12 protein-coding genes and 1 pseudogene are annotated in these 17,861 nt (G+C 59.5%); 12 read left to right on the top strand and 1 reads right to left on the bottom strand.

What is annotated here, in order from left to right; all coding sequences use genetic code 11:
* Nucleotides 1-26 precede the first annotated feature (26 nt).
* Nucleotides 27-173, bottom strand: a complete 147-nt coding sequence (locus tag FMF02_RS13630) for a hypothetical protein (RefSeq protein ID WP_162502266.1) — start codon at nucleotides 171-173, stop codon at nucleotides 27-29.
* A 1,690-nt stretch (nucleotides 174-1,863) separates the two neighbouring features.
* On the opposite strand from FMF02_RS13630, the gene FMF02_RS03355 reads away from it, so the two are divergent.
* From FMF02_RS03355 to FMF02_RS03305, 12 genes and pseudogenes are all read left to right on the top strand, one after another.
* The gene (locus FMF02_RS03355; RefSeq protein WP_141412211.1) at nucleotides 1,864-2,937 is read left to right on the top strand and encodes a disaccharide 3-dehydrogenase; all 1,074 of its coding nucleotides are present in this window, start codon (nucleotides 1,864-1,866) and stop codon (nucleotides 2,935-2,937) included.
* A gap of 46 nt (nucleotides 2,938-2,983) precedes the next feature.
* On the top strand, nucleotides 2,984-3,178 hold the full coding sequence (locus FMF02_RS03350) for a Sec-independent protein translocase subunit TatA/TatB (protein WP_019131435.1): 195 nt from the start codon (nucleotides 2,984-2,986) through the stop codon (nucleotides 3,176-3,178).
* A 247-nt stretch (nucleotides 3,179-3,425) separates the two neighbouring features.
* Nucleotides 3,426-4,898, top strand: a complete 1,473-nt coding sequence (locus FMF02_RS03345) for a glycoside 3-dehydrogenase (RefSeq protein ID WP_019131434.1) — start codon at nucleotides 3,426-3,428, stop codon at nucleotides 4,896-4,898.
* Between the two features lie 182 nt (nucleotides 4,899-5,080).
* Nucleotides 5,081-5,959, top strand: a complete 879-nt coding sequence (locus tag FMF02_RS03340; RefSeq protein ID WP_019131433.1) for a 3-keto-disaccharide hydrolase — start codon at nucleotides 5,081-5,083, stop codon at nucleotides 5,957-5,959.
* Between the two features lie 15 nt (nucleotides 5,960-5,974).
* Complete coding sequence (locus tag FMF02_RS03335) at nucleotides 5,975-6,883, top strand: sugar phosphate isomerase/epimerase family protein (protein ID WP_019131432.1); 909 nt, start codon at nucleotides 5,975-5,977, stop codon at nucleotides 6,881-6,883.
* 365 nt (nucleotides 6,884-7,248) lie between these two features.
* Nucleotides 7,249-8,028, top strand: coding sequence for a twin-arginine translocase subunit TatC (tatC, locus tag FMF02_RS03330; RefSeq protein WP_019131431.1), 780 nt, complete (start codon nucleotides 7,249-7,251; stop codon nucleotides 8,026-8,028).
* A 215-nt stretch (nucleotides 8,029-8,243) separates the two neighbouring features.
* On the top strand, nucleotides 8,244-8,816 hold the full coding sequence (locus tag FMF02_RS03325; protein ID WP_162502208.1) for an RNA polymerase sigma-70 factor: 573 nt from the start codon (nucleotides 8,244-8,246) through the stop codon (nucleotides 8,814-8,816).
* A 607-nt stretch (nucleotides 8,817-9,423) separates the two neighbouring features.
* Nucleotides 9,424-10,434 (top strand): FecR family protein, encoded by a 1,011-nt coding sequence (locus tag FMF02_RS03320; RefSeq protein WP_162502265.1) that lies wholly within the window; start codon nucleotides 9,424-9,426, stop codon nucleotides 10,432-10,434.
* Nucleotides 10,435-10,594: 160 nt separating this feature from the next.
* Nucleotides 10,595-10,876 (top strand): annotated as a pseudogene (locus FMF02_RS13995) (hypothetical protein); the annotation flags it as partial.
* Nucleotides 10,877-10,986: 110 nt separating this feature from the next.
* Complete coding sequence (locus tag FMF02_RS03315; RefSeq protein ID WP_244611620.1) at nucleotides 10,987-14,214, top strand: SusC/RagA family TonB-linked outer membrane protein; 3,228 nt, start codon at nucleotides 10,987-10,989, stop codon at nucleotides 14,212-14,214.
* Nucleotides 14,215-14,226: 12 nt separating this feature from the next.
* Nucleotides 14,227-15,735, top strand: a complete 1,509-nt coding sequence (locus tag FMF02_RS03310) for a RagB/SusD family nutrient uptake outer membrane protein (RefSeq protein ID WP_141412208.1) — start codon at nucleotides 14,227-14,229, stop codon at nucleotides 15,733-15,735.
* A 23-nt stretch (nucleotides 15,736-15,758) separates the two neighbouring features.
* A complete protein-coding gene (locus FMF02_RS03305; RefSeq protein WP_141412207.1) occupies nucleotides 15,759-17,831 on the top strand; it encodes a BACON domain-containing protein in 2,073 nt (690 codons plus the stop codon).
* Nucleotides 17,832-17,861: the final 30 nt, after the last annotated feature.

Raw genomic sequence — 17,861 nt, 5'->3', positions numbered from 1 at the left:
GGGGAGCTTGTCAGGTTCGTCGGGATCTAAATTCCCCCCCCCTCCTCGGCAGGAGCGTCGGGCGTAGCGGGATCGGAGCTGCAACAGAGGCAGATCGTGCTGGTCGACAGGAGCAATGCGAAGACTCCCAGGAGGCGGCCGAGCGGTTTCATAGCGTCGTAAGGTCTTTTCATAACGGTCGAGTTTTTTCGTTCGTTTTCAACAGTCGTTTTCCCGCCTCGGCATAGCTCGCGCAAGAGCGGCTCTGCTCATTTGGCTTAACGAAAACGTTCATTTTCATGCTCCATTTCTCGCCTCAGCAAATTCGAGTAAACTCGATTGCACTCGGCTTAACGAAATGGTTGAATTTCATTCTTCGTTTTCCCGCCTCGGCATAGTCCGAACTGCGTTAGGCTCTGCGCTCGGCTTGGCGAAAACGTTGAATTTCATTCTTCGTTTTCTCGCCTCGGCATAGTCCGAACTGCGTTAGGCTCTGCGCTCGGCTTGGCGAAAACGTTGAATTTCATTCTTCGTTTTCTCGCCTCGGCATAGTCCGAACTGCGTTAGGCTCTGCGCTCGGCTTGGCGAAAACGTTCATTTCATGCGGTTTTTATTCCATCGGATTTTGATAGCGATCTTTCTGTCGCGTATCCGGTTGGTGTATTCCGTATTGCGCAAACGTTTGTGCAAATATAAAAATTCACTGTAAATTTCACAATCAAATAAAATATATTTTTCGCTTTCGAATGAAATTAAATTTTTTGAAAAATCGTTTCCTTGAATTATTTCGTTATAAATCATGAAATTATGAGAAGCGATCGATTTATATTAATAATAAAATTAAAAAAACGGATCTGTGCGGAAGTCCCCGTTTCTCCTGTTTCCGGAGGATTTTCCCGCACTCGATTTTCGTTGCACAACGGTTTGGCGCAATCTTTTGCGAAGACTGCTCCGCTTGCTGCCGTTTTGCGGGACGATCGTTTTCGATAACGCTTATCCATACCTATGGTTCGTTCGTCGGGCGTTCGGATCGCCCGACATCATGCAGCGTGCAGGACTGTCGATACGAAACCTCGTCGGGGTATTTTGGCGGATGATCCTGTTTCCGACCGATTCGGACGGAGGAGATGGTTACGACCGTTGCGGGGATGCGGAAAAGGCGGTGCGGTGGAATTTTTAGGAGAGGTGCCGTTCGTCCGGACGGAGCGGTGGGGTATCGGCGGGTTCCGGTATCATTGGCTTTGTTCCATGTTCCGTACCCTGAGCCAGCCCTTGCCTGTTCCGGAAAACGGAACGTTTTCGTTAAGCCGAGCGCAGAGCCGAACTTGTTCAGGCTATGCCGAGGCGAGAAAACGAAGAATGAAATTCAACGTTTTCGTTAAGCCAAATGAGCAGAGCCGCGCTTGCGCGAGCTATGCCGAGGCGGGAAAACGACAGTTGAAAACAAACGAACCATTTCGTTAAGCCGAGTGCAATCGAGTTTACTCGAATTGCCGAGGCGAGAAATGGAGCATGAAAATGAAGGAATCATCGAGGCTTTCCGTGGGGGGCGCCGCCGCCCACGACTGTTTGTCGGAGCAGGACCGTTCACCTCTCCGGAATGCCGGCCGGATCGGGCCAGCGACTTCGGAAACGATGGATTATCCTCTCTGAAAGGACTATATTTTTTTAGCGTTCGATCTGGCTCAATCGATTGTATATCTTGTGATTGAAGGTTTATATCCGCTATATTTAAGAGCGATATTTTCAAACGTTTGTTTATCTTGTAAAATTAACTTAATTTTGTACAACGGGCGGAGGGCTCCGGTCTGGACAGGCTCCGGAAGCGGGCCGTCCGACGGGCATGTTTTCTACAACCTAAAATAATAGTTACTGCAAAACGAAATGAATCCTATTAAAATCGGTATGATCGGCTTCGGCAGAATGGGCGGGTTTTATCTCGAACAGATGCAGAAGAGCGGACGGTGGGAGGTGGCCTACATCTGCGACGTCTCTGCCGAATCGCGGGAGGAGGCCCGCCGGCTGGCTCCGCAGGCGCAGGTAATCGCCGATGAACAGATCATCTTCGACGATCCCGAGGTGGCGGTCGTCGGTCTCTTCGCGTTGGCCGACTCCCGTCTGTCGCAGATCGGCAAGGCCGTCGCGGCAGGCAAGCATATCATCGCGGAGAAACCGATCGCCGACAGCGTGGAACGCGAATGGCAGGCGGTGTCGCTCGTCGAAAAGGCGCCGCTGTTCTCCACGGTCAACCTCTATCTGCGCAATTCGTGGTATCACAATACGATCAAGGAGTTCATCTCCTCGGGCGAGATCGGCGAACTGGCGATCATCCGCGTATGCCACATGACGCCGGGGCTGGCGCCGGGCGAGGGGCACGAATACGAAGGCCCTGCGTTCCACGACTGCGGGATGCACTACGTCGATATCGCGCGCTGGTACGCCGAATCGGAGTTCAAGACATGGAACGCGCAGGCCGTGCGCATGTGGAACTACAAGGACCCGTGGTGGTTGCAGTGTCACGGAACGTTCGAAAACGGCGTGGTGTTCGACATCACGCAGGGGCATGTTTACGGGCAGTTGTCCGCGAAGCAGACGCATAACTCCTACGTGGACATCGTCGGGACGAAGGGTATCGCGCGCATGACGCACGATTTCAAGACGGCGGTGGTCGAACTTCACGGCGTGACGCAGACGCACCGGATTGAGCGCCCCTACGGCGGCAAGAACATCGACGTGCTCTGCGAACGGTTCGCGCAGTCGATCGAGTCGGGGCGGCGGTGCGAGGAGCTTCCCCGTTTCCGCGATGCGGCGGTCGCTTCGGAGTATGCGTGGAAGTTCATCCATGATGCACGGACGCACGACTTGCCGGCCATCGGCGACCTGCGGACGTTGCAGCAGATTCGCGAACGGCGGCGGACGATGAAGAACGGTTACGGCCTGTTGCGCAAGCGCGCGTGACCGCATTTCGGACGAGACCTGAATTTAACCTTATAAAACTTGGATCATGAACAAATTACTGTTTCTCGGTAACCTGGGCGCCGGCGAAATCTTCGTCATCGCGCTCGTAGTCCTGCTGCTTTTCGGCGGCAAGAAGATCCCTGAGCTGATGAAAGGGCTCGGCAAGGGCATCCGCAGCTTCAAGGAGGGGATGAACAACATCGAGAAAGAGATCGAGAACCCCGATCAGGAGAAGAAATAGACGGTTCCGGCCGCCGGGGCGGAGGAGCCTGCCGATCGGCCGGACGCGGACGGGGCCGTTGCCCTGCTTCGAAACGGGCGGGGCGTTTCGGCGGACCCGCCCGGAGACGGAGGGCGGACGGTTTTTCGCAGGCGGCGGACGCCGTGCACGGAGTGCGGCCGACGGGATGCGCCGTTTCTCCGGCGGGAGCGGGAACTCGTTGTCGAATGCAATCAATTGTTAACCTAACCCAATAAATCTTAGAACGATGGCAAAAGAAATGTCGAGAAGAAGCTTCCTGAAAAAGGGGGCTGCCGCCGCAATCGGGCTGGCGGTCGTACCCAGCACGGTTCTGGGTAAGAAATTCGGGCATACCGCGCCCAGCGACAAACTCAATATCCTGGGTGTCGGCATCGGCGGTCGCGGCGCTTCGGTATTGAAGGGCCTTGAAAGCCAGAACATCATCGGCCTGTGCGACGTCGACTGGAAATACGCGGAGCATGTCTTCCAGCGTTACCCTGCGGCCAAACGCTACAACGATTACCGCCGCATGTACGACGAGATGCTCAAATCGGCCGATGCGGTCATGGTGGCTACGGCCGACCACACCCACGCGATCATCGCGGCCGACGCCATTACGGCCGGCAAGCACGTCTATTGCGAGAAACCGCTGACGCACACGGTCTACGAATCGCGTCTGCTGACCAAACTGGCCGCCAAGCACAAGGTAGCCACGCAGATGGGCAACCAGGGCGCTTCGGCCGAAGGCGTGCGCAAGGTCTGCGAATGGATATGGAACGGCGAAATCGGCGAGGTGCGCAAGGTCGAGGCCTTCACCGACCGCCCGATCTGGCCGCAGGGGCTGATGCGTCCCGAAAACGACGAGCGCGTGCCCAAGACGCTCAACTGGGACGCCTTCATCGGGCCGGCGCCGATGCGTCCCTACAACTCGATCTATACCCCGTGGAATTTCCGCGGCTGGTGGGATTTCGGCACGGGTGCGCTGGGCGACATGGCCTGCCACATCCTGCATCCCGTTTTCAAGGGGTTGAAACTGGGCTATCCGACCAAGGTGCAGGGCAGTTCGACGCTGCTGCTCTCCGAGTCGTGCCCGACGGCGCAGACCGTGAAGTTCGTCTTCCCGGCACGCGACAACATGCCGAAGGTCGCCATGCCCGAAGTCGAGGTATACTGGTACGACGGCGGTCTGATGCCGACGCGTCCCGAAGGGCTGCCCGCAGGCAAGGATCTCAATGTCAAGGGCGGCGGTGCGATCTTCTACGGTACGAAAGATACGCTGATCTGCGGCTGCTACGGCGCCGATCCCTATCTGGTGTCGGGCCGCGAGCCCAAGTGCCCGCCGGTGATGCGCGAGGTGAAGGAGTCGCACCAGATGGACTGGGTGCGCGCCTGCAAGGAGGACGCCGACGACCGTACACTGTCGGCATCGGATTTCAGCGAGGCAGGCCCGTTCAACGAGATGGTCGTCATGGGCGTGCTGGCCGTGCGTTTGCAGGGACTCAATCAGGAGCTGCACTGGGACGGCGAGAAGATGCGTTTCACGAACATCCCCGCCGACGCTACGATCAAGACGGTCATCAAGGACGGTTTCAGCATCAAGGACGGACACCCCACCTTCAAGAAGACGTGGACCGATCCGGTCAACGCCAACCAGTTCGCCGAGGAGCTTATCAAGCACAACTACCGCGAAGGCTGGAAGCTGCCCGACATGCCGATGTAATTTTTCAGAACCATTTCGTCAGGCCGAGCGCAATCGAGCTCGCTCGAATTGCCGAGGCGAGAAATGGACGAAAGAAATTCAGCCATTTCGTCAAGCCGGGTGCAGAGCCGAACTTGTTCGGGCTGTGCCGAGGCAAGAAAAGGTGTATGAAAACAAACCCAATTTAAAATCATAAAACGAATATGAAAAAGACGATTTTATTCTCTGCATGTGCCGCGCTGAGCCTGTCGATGGTCGCTTGCGGCGGAAACCCCAATAAGGCGAAGAACGCCGAGGCGGCTGCCGAAACGAAGGCCGAAGCGAAAGCCGCTCCCGTCTACAACGTAATCGACAAGCCGCAGGTCGACCTGGCGACGCTTCCGGTCGACAAGGAGGGCTACTACGTGATCTTCGACGGCAAGACGTTCAACGGCTGGCGCGGTTACGGCAAGGACAACGTTCCGGCCAAGTGGACGATCGACGACGGTGCGATCAAATTCAACGGCACGGGCGGCGGCGAAGCGCAGAAGGCCGACGGCGGCGACCTGATCTTCGCGCACAAGTTCAAGAATTTCGAACTCGAATTGGAGTGGAAGATCTCCAAGGGCGGCAATTCGGGTATCCTCTACCTGGCCCAGGAGGTCGAGGCCGAGAAGAACGGCCAGATGAAATTGCAGCCGATCTATATTTCCAGCCCCGAATATCAGGTATTGGATAACGAGAATCACCCCGACGCCAAACTGGGCGTGGACGGCAACCGCAAGTCGGCGTCGCTCTACGACATGATCCCCGCCGTGCCGCAGAACGCCAAGCCCTTCGGCGAGTGGAACAAGGCGAAGATCATGGTTTACAAGGGTACGGTCGTTCACGGCCAGAACGGTCAGAACGTCGTGGAGTACCACCTCTGGACGCCCCAGTGGACGGAGATGCTCGAAAACAGCAAGTTCTCGTCGCAGAAGTGGCCGCTCGCATTCGAGCTGCTCAACAATTGCGGCGGCGAGAACCACGAGGGGTACATCGGTTTGCAGGATCACGGCGACGACGTCTGGTTCCGCAACATCCGCGTCAAGGTGCTCGACTAAACGGCCGTTCGTGCGATGAAACGAAAACTGTTTACAGCGGTCTGCTTCCTGCTCGCTGCGGCGATGCTCCCTTCGGGGGCATCCGCCGCAGGCGCGGGGAAGGGGCCCAAGAAGGAGGTCGGCATCCAGCTCTATTCGGTACGCTCGCTCATCGGGGTGTTCGGCAAGAGCGAGGGAGACTATAAGCCCGTGTTGCAGGCGCTCGCCGATATGGGATATACCTTCGTGGAGGCCGCCAGCTACAAGGACGGACTGCTTTACGGAACCCCCCCCCAACAGTTCCGCCGCGACGTGGAGGCGACGGGCATGAAGGTGCTGTCGACCCACTGCACGCTCAACCTTTCGGACAAGCAGCTGGCCACGGGCGATTTCACCGAGGCGCTCAAATGGTGGGACGAATGCATCGCGGCGCATAAGGCAGCCGGCGTGGAGTATATCGTCGTGCCGTCGATGCGGCGTATCGAGACGCTCGACGGGTTGGCGACCTACTGCCGTTATTTCAATGAGGTCGGCGCCCGCTGCAAGGCCGCCGGCATCAAGTTCGGCTACCACAACCACTCGCGGGAGTTCGAGAAGGTCGAGGATCGCGTGATGCTGGACTACATGCTCGAAAATACCGATCCCGACAAGGTCTTCTTCCAGATGGACGTCTACTGGACGGTGATGGGGCAGGCCAGTCCGGTCGACTACTTCACGAAGTATCCGGGCCGTTTCCGGCTGCTTCATATCAAGGATCGCCGCGAGGTGGGACAGAGCGGAATGGTCGGTTACGACGCCATTTTCCGCAATGCCGCGACCGCCGGCGTGGAGAACATCATCGTCGAGATGGAGGGATCGAGCTACGGCGACGTGCTGCGCAGCGTGCGCGAGTGCGTCGACTACCTGAACGAAGCCCCCTTCGTCGAGGCTTCCTATGCGAAATAGTCCGGCCCTGCGGTCGGATCGGGACGATTCGGTTGTCGCAGGATAACCGGATCGTCCGTCGCATGGAGACCCGTTCCGCTGTGCATGCGGCGGGGTTCCGCTGTTGGGAGAACGCCCGTAGACGTGTGTCTCCGACCGGCGGAGACGACGGCCGGCTGCGGTATCGCCTGATCGACAAGCTGTGACCGGCGAGTGAACGTAAGCGCGGTTTTCGATAAGCCGAGTACCGATTCGCCTTGCGCGGGTTTTGTCGAGGCGGAAAAATGAAGAGTGGAACTATCCGTTTTCACTGAACCGAGCGTAACGCCGACTTGCGCGGATTCTGCCGAGGCGGGAAAACGGCTGCAAACAAGCAAACCTGAACGATGGAAGAGAAGGAAATGTCATTTTGGGGCCACTTGGAGGAGCTCCGCCGTACGTTGTTCCGCGTGGTGGCGGTGTTGCTCGTATTCATGATCGCGTGTTTCTGCGTCATGCCCGACCTGTTCGATTCGTTCGTGCTGGGGCCGACGACGTCGGATTTTTTCCTCTACCGGTGGCTGTCGAACCTGGGCGGTACGGGGATGTTCCTTCCCGATTTCAGCAACGACGATTTCGCGGTGGAGATCATCAATATCAACGTCGCTTCGCAGTTCCTGACCCACATCAGCACGTCGTTCTGGTTCGCGCTGGTGCTGATGTTCCCCTACCTGATCTTCGAAGTGTGGCGCTTCGTGCAGCCGGCGCTCTTCGAGAACGAGCGGCGCAGCGTGGGGCTGGCCTTTCTGGGCGGAACCGTTATGTTTTTTCTGGGCTGCGCCGTGGGGTACTGTCTGGTCTTCCCCTTTACGTTCCGTTTCCTGACCGAGTACCAGCTCAGCGCGTCGATCGTCAACCAGATCTCGCTGAACTCCTACATGGGCAATTTCCTGATGCTGGTTTTCGTCATGGGGATCGTTTTCGAACTGCCGCTGCTGGCATGGCTGCTCTCGAAGCTGGGGCTGGTGAACAAGACCTTTTTCCGCACCTACCGCCGCCATGCGGTGGTCATCCTGCTGGTACTTTCGGCCGTCATTACCCCTTCGGGCGATCCGTTCACGCTGATGGTCGTCTTCCTGCCGCTCTACCTGCTCTACGAACTGGGTATCCTGATCGTCCGGGAGTAGCGGGTTGCGGTGCCTTCGAGAAAAGGGAGAGCTATGCTCTCCCTTTTCTCGTCTTTCGGGGAAGGTGCGGGCGCTCCCGAAAATAGGCGGTGAAGTTGTAAAAATAAGATATTATCCCTACTTTTACATTGAAATCCATGCCGCCGGCCTTGTTGCGGATGCAACGTCCGGCAACGGGGCGGCGTGAAACGGAGTGCGTGGAGAGAACTGCCCCAATGGTATCGGAACAGGAACTGATAGAACGGATTCGCCGCGGCGATCTCGTATCGTTCAAAGCGGTGTTTGAACGGTATTACGGCGGTGTCCATGCCTTTACGCGCGGGGTCGTCGATAACGGGTTCCATGCCGAGGAGATCACGCAGAACGTCTTTATCCGCCTCTGGCTCAAACGGGAGGCGCTCGATCCCTCCCGCAATTTCAAAGCTTTCCTCTACACGCTCGCCAGACACGAAATCGCCGACTACTTCCGTTCGGATCGCTACGACCGGCGCAGGCTCCGGCTCGACCTGCTCCACGACGCGGAACATGTGCAGGAGCAGTTCGCCGCGGCCTACGATGCCGACCGGCTGCGGCAGCTGGTGCTGGACGAGATCGACCGGATGCCCGCCCAGCGGCGGGAGGTTTTCCGGCTGAGCCGCATCGAGGGGCTGACGAACGATGAGATCGCACGGCGGCTCCGCATCTCGAAACGCACTGTCGAAGGCCATCTGAACGCGGCGCTCAGAACGTTGCGCGTCAAAGTCGGGAAGTTCGTCTGTTGGCTCACCTTCTTTATCCTGTTGCAGTAGTTTCCGCCGGAAGGGGGGGCGTTCCCGCATCGTTCTTCCGCGGGCTGCCGCTCTTCGGGTTTTGACCGAAGAGTGAATCTTTTTAGCAGAATTTGACTGTGAACATGTCAGAAATATCCCGACTTTCGATTGGGCATTTCCTGCGAGGAGCAGTTTTTACCACCTTTTGTCACCAAAAGGTGGTACCAAAAGTGTCCGCCAGGCGAAAAGCTGCGGGAAACTCACAGCGCCTCGCTAAAACGGGCGCCTGCCGCGGGTTACGACACGAAGTGTCGTTTCGACTGTGGCGGCTCGGCAAAGTAAACTTTGCGCTCACCTGCTGATCGTCGTTTGCAAGCAAACCGGCCCCGTTTTTTAACGCTCGTCGCTGCTCGTTTCTTTTTCCGCACTTTTCGCAAGGCGGAGACTGTTGTGCGCTTCGTGCAACCATGATTTTGATTCCTTTTATTCGGTTTTAGCAGGCTTTCGGCCTGCGGGATCGCACTGCGAAAACGGCGAAAACCGACGGCCGTATTTTACAGCAGAACGAATTTTTCGAAAAAAACGCATGTCCGACCGGGTGTGCCTGCTGCCTTGTTGCGTATTAGTATTAAAAGCCGGAAGTCCGATGGAAAAAATAGATAAGGAGCTGCTCAGGCATTACCTCGAACACGGGGGCGATGCCGGCGTGCGCGAACGTTTGCGCGAATGGTTTCTCGAACACGACGCCGAGGAGGAATTTACCCTGCGGGAAGACGATCCCGTGAGCGGGGAGCTGTACGCCTTCTGGGAGCGTTCGCTGCAACGGTCTGCGCCGCAGCGGACGCTCGACGAGCGTTACCGTGCTCTGGCCGGGCGGCTCTTCGGCCGAAAACTCCGCCTGCAACGGCTGTGGCGGAGGCTGTCGCAGGCTGCGGCGGTGCTGCTCGTGCCGCTCATCGTCTGCGCCTATCTGCTCGCGTCGCGGCAGGTCGCGGAGCAGCCGGAGTGGGTCGAGGTCTACGCGCCCTACGGGCAGACCCGCTGCATCACGCTGCCCGACGGGAGCCGCGTATGGCTGAATTCGGGGACCTATGTCTTTTACCCCGACCGTTTCGATCGCGAGCGGCAGCTCTTCGTCAGCGGCGAAGTCTACATGGACGTGACCAAGGATCCCGAGCGGCCCTTCCACGTCGATACGCGCAACGTCAGTATCCGAGTGTTGGGAACCCGTTTCAACCTCCGCTCGTACAACGAGGACAAGTATGTCGAGACGTCGCTCGTGGAGGGAAGCGTCGCGCTGGGGTTGAAGCGCGACGGCGGCGCGACCATCCTGATGCGTCCGGGCGACAAGATTCTGGTCGACAACGCCACGAACGCGGTCGTCCGCGAGCGGTTCGACTGTGCGCACTACATCTCGTGGCGCGACGGTTTCCACGTCTTCCGCCACAAGACGCTCGATGAGATCGCCCGCGATCTGGAACGTATGTTCGACGTGCAGATCGTCATCCGCGACACGTCGCTGCTCGGCGAGGAGTATTTCGCCACGTTCGCCAGCGGCTGGGAGATCGACGAACTGCTCGACGCGCTGAATATCCACCACACGCTGCACATCCAGCGCGACGGCCGCATCATCGAGATCGAGCGCGCCCGCCGGTAGGGGCCGTATGACGCACCGAAGCCGACTGTTGAAAACGAACCTGAAACACGCATATATGCCTATGGGAAAGGAATGATGGAAAAAGCCGGAAAATGTCGTTGCCCATTTTCCGACTCGAATTTTGAGACCTAAATTAAATCTGCAAAACCTGAACAAACCTATGAATTATCTCTACACGAACCGAAGAAGCGTGGGAATATTCGGAGGCCTGCTGTTGCTGATCCTCTTCTCATGCTGCGGAATCGGGAGAGCGGCGGCCCAACAGCAGGGCGCCGAACAGCGCATCACGCTGTCGATGCGCGACACCGCGATTTCGGACATCCTCGAAAACATCACCAAACGTTACCAGTACGCCTTCATCACCCGCACGGCCAACGTCGACACCAACGCCCGCGTTTCGATCGACGTGGTCGACGAACCGCTCCGTGCGGTGCTCGACCGGATTTTCGCCGGGCAGGAGGTCGCCTTCGAGTTCGACGGGCGGCTGGTGCGCATCTCCAAGGCGGCCGTACCCCCCCCTCCTCCGCGTCGACGATCGCGGTTTCGGGCGTCGTGCGCGACGGGTCGGGCAATCCGCTGGCGGGCGTTACGGTCATGGTGGCCGGAACCTACAAGGGCGTTACCACCGACAACGACGGGCGCTATGCGCTGCGTGTCGACGGTGAGGCGTCGGTGCTGCAATTCCTTTATCTGGGCTATAAGAACGTCGAGGAGACCGTCGGCAAACGCACGACGATCGACGTGGCGATGGAGGAGGATCTCAAAATGGTGGACGAGGTGGTCGTCATCGGCTACGGTACCCAGTCGCGCAAGACGCTGACCACCTCGATTTCCAAAATCGACGGCGACAAGCTCTACGGCGCTCCCGTCTCGACCGTGGGCGACGCCCTCAAAGGCAAGGTCGCGGGTCTGCGGGTGGCCACCAACAGCTCGCTTTCGGGCGAGGCGCCCCGTTTCCTGATCCGCGGCGGATCGTCGATCAACATGGGCAACGACCCGATCTATATCGTCGACGGGGCGCTGCGCGACGACCTGAGCGGCGTCAACCCCAACGACATCGAGTCGATGGAGGTGTTGAAGGACGCCGCTTCGGCCGCGATCTACGGCGCACGCGCATCGAACGGCGTCATCATCGTCACGACGAAGAAGGGCAGCCCCTCGCAGGGACCCCAGGTCGTCTTCGACGTACAGGTGGGTTTCTCGGCGCCGACCAAGAAGTGGGACCTGCTCAGTTCGCGCGAGCAGATCGCGCTGGTGCGTCCGGCCATCGCCAACATCTACGCCAAGTCGACCGGCACGCTGGCCGCCAGTTCGTGGCTGGACGGCGCCAATGTCGCCGTGGGAACAGGGAACACGTCGAACAGGAACCAGTTCACCACGCGCTATCTGGAATACGGCGGTACGGTGCCCGACGGCTACGAGTGGATGTTCGATCCGCTCGACAACAGCAAGGTCATCATCTTCACGGATACCGATTTCCAGGATCAATGGATGAGCGAAGCCTTCTGGCAGAAGGAGTATATCGGCGTCAACGGCGGCAGCGACAGGATGAGCTACGCCGCGTCGATCAGCTACCTCGACGACGGCGGCGTCTTCGCCATGAGCGACTACGACGTCTTCACCACGCACGGCAATGCCAGCTTCAAGATCACCAAGAGCCTCGAAGCCTCCACGACGTTCGACATTTCGCGCCAGCGGAGCAGCAAGTTCGTGGACAACTACTTCAACGCCTTCGGCCGGGGAATCATGTTCGCCCCGACGGCGCGCGGCTTCGACGAAGAGGTCGGCTGGATGTCCAGCGGCGGCAACGCCAACGCCCAGCTGGCCTCGTTCTACGAAGCGTTCTACGACCGCGAGGCCGCCACGGATCGTATTTCGAGCACCTTCAACCTCAAATGGCGGATCATCGACGGGCTTACGGCGACGGCCCAGTACAACTATTACGGCAACAACTACCGCGGCAGCTACTACGCCCGCGGCGAGGTCGACGGCTACCCGAACCTCATCAGCCAGACGCGTTCGACTACCGAGACGCGCACGCAGACCGTCCGCGACACCTTCACGGCGCACCTGGCCTTCAACCGCACCTTCGCCGACAAACATACGGTAGGGGCGACGCTCGGTTACGAGCTGATGAGCCAGCGTTACTGGTACCTCACCTCCAACTCGACGGGTTCGGCTTCGGACGACGTGCCCATTCTCGATTCGGGCATCAACTTCAAGGCGTCGAACAAGGACGAAAAGCAGGCGCTCATGTCGTTGTTCGGCCGCGTGTCGTACGACTTCGCACAGAAATACATCGTTTCGGCCACGTTCCGCTACGACGGCTCCTCGAAATTCGCCAAGGGCAACCAGTGGGGATTCTTCCCGGCGGCTTCGGCGGCGTGGGTCATCAGCGAAGAGCCCTTCTTCGAGGGGGTCAGACGCACGATGAACAACCTCAAACTCCGCGTGTCGTACGGTCAGACGGGTAACAACGGCATCGGACTCTACGACACCTACGGCGCCTTCGCCACGGGGCAGTACAACGGTCATACGACCTTCCTGCCGTCGGCCATGCAGAACGCCGACATGCAGTGGGAGTCGACCACGCAGCTCGACGTGGGGCTGGACGTCGGGTTCCTCAACGACCGCGTGCGCTTCATCTTCGACTACTACAACAAGAAGACCGACAACATGCTCTTCTCGATCACCATGCCCGACACGGGCCCCTATTCGAGCGTGAAGGCCAACGTGGGCAGCGCCCGTTTCTACGGTTTCGAGGCCGAACTGAACGCGGAGGTGATCCGTACCAAGAACTTCTCGTGGAACCTCGGGCTGACCTACTCCTACAACCGCAATAAGGTGCTGTCGCTGCCCGAGGAGTACGCCTACGACGAGGTGGACATGTACGGCAACCCTACCGGCCGGAAGGCCTACCGCATAGGCGGTTACAAGATGTCGGAGACGGGATACCGATTCGGCGGCACGGCTGTCGGCGAGTCGCTGGGGCGTATCTACGGCTACAAGATCGACCACATCATCCAGACCGAGGCCGAGGCCGACGCAGCCTATTACGACGCCCTGTCGAAAGGCCACCGCGTGAGCGACGGACAGCAGATTCCGGGCCGCAAGGACGCCGGCGACTACGAGTGGTGCAACCGTTACGGTTCGGCGCGCGATGCCGACGGCAATGAAATCATCAACGCCGAGGACATGTTCTACCTGGGCAACGTCGTGCCGCACTCGACGGGCGGTATCAGCAACACGTTCCGTTACAAGCGGCTGACGCTGTCGATCTACCTGGATTATGCGCTCGGACATTCGATCTACAACTACATGAAGACCCGCATGATCCAGAACACGATCGGGCAGAGCAACTCGGCCATCGCCTCCTACGTCTACGACTGTTGGAAGTACCCGGGCGACACGAATGCGAAATACGCCCGCTATTTCCCCAACGACGGCGATTACGGCAATGCCAACTGGGGCCGCGCCTCCGACTTCAACGTCGAGAAGGCCGATTACCTCTGTCTGCGCGACGTGTCGCTCTACTACGACCTGCCGGAACGGTGGGTGCGCAAGCTGCACATGAAGAAGCTGACGGTGGGCATTACCTGCAATACGATCGCCTACTGGACGGGCGTCACGGGTGCGATCAACCCCGAAACGGGTATGGGAGCCACGTCGAGTTCGGGCCACTACACCTCGGTGTCGACGGCCAATTCGAGCTCCGACTCGCGGCCGAACATCTTCCCGCCTACGAGCAAGTTCCTCTTCAACCTGAAAGTCACCTTCTAAATCGAATCAACCATGAGAATCGAAAGCAGCATAAAGGGATGGTTCGCGGTCGTCGCGGTATCCGTCTCGGCCGTATCCTGCGACATGCTCGATATAACGCAAGACAATAAGCTGTCTGTCAGCAACATGTGGAAAACGGCGGAGCAGGTCGAAGGTTCCACCTACGGCATCTATTCCGAGCTCCGCTCGAATTTCGTCCAGAGCCAGATCAACGTCTTCTACTGGGGCGAGTTGCGCGTGGGCGAATACATGTGGGGGCCGTCGTCGCTCTTCAACGTATGGGTCGGCCGCGAGGTGATCCAGAACACGATGACGGCCAACATCACCTCCTGCGGGTGGTCGGGCCTCTACTCGGCGATCGATCAGGCTAACGCCGTGCTCAAATACGCGCCCGACACCGCGATCCCGATGACCGACGCCAAGCGCAACTGGGCGATGGGACAGGCCTATTTCGCCCGTGCCTACGCCTATTTCTGGGCCGCGCGCCTGTGGGGCGACGTGCCGCTGAACCTGCGGCCGATCGAATCGGTCGACCAACCCGAGACCTACCCCGTGCGTGCGCCGAAAGCCGACGTCTATGCGCGGATCGGCTCCGACATCGAATCGGCGCTGGCGCTCTCCGACGCGCTCGGATCGGACAAGTATCTGGCTACGAAGACGGCCGTGCTGATGCTCAAAGCGGAGTATTGTCTCTGGATGTACTCCGCCCAGAAGGGCGGCGACGCCTACCTGGACGGTGCCGAGGATGCGCTCGAAGCGATCGGCATCTCCCCGTCGCTGCTGTGCGACGACTACGGCCAGATTTTCGACCGCATGGCCGACAACGCGAAGCCTTCGAAGAACAGCAAGGAGGTGGTCTTCGCCCTCTACAACGACCAGACCGAATCCAAGACGGGCGGTTACAGCTGGTATTTCGCCTTTCCCGAAGCCTACGTGGCCAAGGGTTATCAGGGCAATCCCGTGCCGATCTACGAGACGCAGTGGCTCGACTACGGCGAGGGATTCCTCGCAAAACTCCGCGACAGCCGCGACAATCGGGGCGACACCCGCGTCAAGTACAATCTGGGCGAGGGCGACTACGGTGCCGACGGCGGCCGGCTGACCTTCTGCCGCAAGTTCCTCGGCGACATGAGTGCCGGCAAGATGGTGCTCGACGCCGATCTGATCTATTATCGTGCGGCGCTGGCCGTGATGATGGATGCCGAGTTGAAGTACTACCGCAAGGACTACGGCGGTGCGCTCAAATCGCTGAACATCATCGCAAAACGTGCTTACGGAAAAGACGACTACTATACCGATGCCTCGCAGGAAGCCGTGCTCGAAGCGCTCGTGGACGAGTATTTCCTCGAATTTCCGGCCGAGGGCGTCATCTGGTGGGCGCTGATCCGGCTCGACAAGATATGGGACTACAACGACTACCTTGCGGCGAACCGGAACAACACGAACATCCTTCTGTGGCCGATCTCGAAATCCGCGCGGGACAAGAACTCGAATCTCACGCAGACCGAGGGCTGGTATTGATACACATCTAATTCGACAGAAACATGAAATCTACGATAAAAACAGCGGCATGGATCTGTGCGATCCTGCTCGTTTCGGTGTCGTGCTACGACGACGGCACCGATTGCTTCGACACCGCGACGCGGATCTCGCTCTATCCCGACGTGGAACTTTTCAATGCCGACGGCACCACCGCATCGGGGAACGAGAGCTTCGTTTCGGCCGTGACCGTCAACGTCGGGCCTGCGGTTTCGGATATGGCGTGGGAGGCCTCCGTTCCGGCCTCGGCCGTATGGGCGACGGTGCGCAGGACGACCGTGGCGTCGATCTTCGAGGAGGCGACCGGCGGCGCGCGCCACGATCTCTCGGCGGACGGCATCGAACTGGTGCTGCAACCCAACACGGAGTATCGCCGCACGGTGGTCGTCACGATCGCTGCGGCCGACGGTACGACGGCCGACTACGAATTCACGCAGCTCGGTCAGAAGGCCGACGCTGCGGTTACGTCCGAGACCGCACAGCTCGTGTTCATGGCTGCCGGCGGGTCGGAGACGGTGACCTATACGAGCAACATGGGCGATGCCTATGCGTATGAAGTCGTCTATGGCGAGGGCTCCGCCGACTGGCTGACCGTCGGCGACGGCGGCGTCGGCACGCTGACGCTGACCGCCTCGCAGTGGGACGATCAGGAACGGCCGCGTGCGGCGACGCTCCGCATCGTCGTGGGATCGGCCGATACGAGTATGGCGACGCTCGAAATTCCGGTGACGCAGAATGCCGCCTACGACTACTACTACATGTACGGCGCGTCGGCCGACGCGCTGGCCGTCGGCGATGCCTATGAGCTGACGCGCAAGGCGGCCGGCGAATATACGGGGACGCTCTACTTCCTGCGTTCGGCCGACGGCGGCAATCCCGTGCTGCTCAACAAGAACGGCCGCACGGTCTCCTATCCCTGCTATGCGTTGACGAAGGAGGGTACCGTCGCGGAGATACCGACGGCGGAGACGCAGCTGCCCGCCGGCCCCGACATCGACATCGACGGCGTGCGCAGGTTCACGGTCGATTTCAATGCGATGACCTGGTCGTGGGAGCGCGTGACGACGCCCAACTGCATGCCCGATACGGAGGTGGCGGCCTATCCGACCAAGGCATACGTGACGCGCGACGGTGGTACGAAGACGTGGATGACCGTCGGTCTGCACTGGGCGGGCGACGCGACGATCGGCCGCTACAAGCTCGGCAGCGGGCTGGTGAGCGGTCATCAGACGGGAGGCTACGGCAACGAAGCGCCCTACGCTTCGCGCAATCCGGCCTACGATACGGAGGAGAACGGCGGATCGATCGTCGAGGCGAAGGACGGCTCGGGCCGGCCGCTGGCCGAGACCTACGGTCGTCTGTACAGCTCCTACGAGTCGCTGACGGGTTCCGCCAACGGTGCGCTGAACGCCTGCGAGGGCGGTTCGTCGGTGCTGATAAACTGTCCGTTCGGCGAACCGGGCACGACGCTGATCGATGCCGTGGGCGATCGCTATGTATTGGAAAGCATCATGCCGGCCGATCTGGCCGTCTATGCGGCTACGGCCGCGGGCGACGCGCAGGCCGAAGCCGAGCATCCCAACCTGAAGATGCAGATCCAGGGCATCTGCCCCTACGGCTGGCACATCGCCAACATGCAGGACTGGAAGGACCTCGTCTGGGCGGCCCATGCACAGGGCGCGGCGGATTATCCCGTCGATGCCGCAACGGCCACCTACCGCGCCTTCGGCGGCGGTACGCTGACCAACTTCGCAGCGCTGCTCTTCACCTCCGACTGGAACATCTACAATCCGGACTGTCCGGCCGAGAAGATTTCGACAGCGGCCGCCGATTTCGGATTCAACATGTTCAGTCAGGGCTGGCGCCTCTACAAGACGGGTTACGACTACGGTCCGGGCGACAACGATCCGCGCATGTACTCGTTCATCCCGCTCATCGGCGACTATTCGGCCACGAAGAAGGCCGGCTGGCGCATCTGGAACCAGAGCCGCGAAGCCAACATGCGCACCAACGGCGGATTCGATTTCGGCAACGGATGCGGCGGTGCCGTGCGGTGCGTCAAGAACTACAAGAAGTAATGTCCGATCTCTCTGCGTCGTCCGTCCGGC

Source organism: Alistipes communis (genome assembly GCF_006542665.1).
In the GTDB taxonomy this organism is placed as follows: domain Bacteria; phylum Bacteroidota; class Bacteroidia; order Bacteroidales; family Rikenellaceae; genus Alistipes; species Alistipes communis.
Note: the sequence above shows the minus strand (reverse complement) of the source record. Positions and strands in the feature narration are given on the sequence as shown.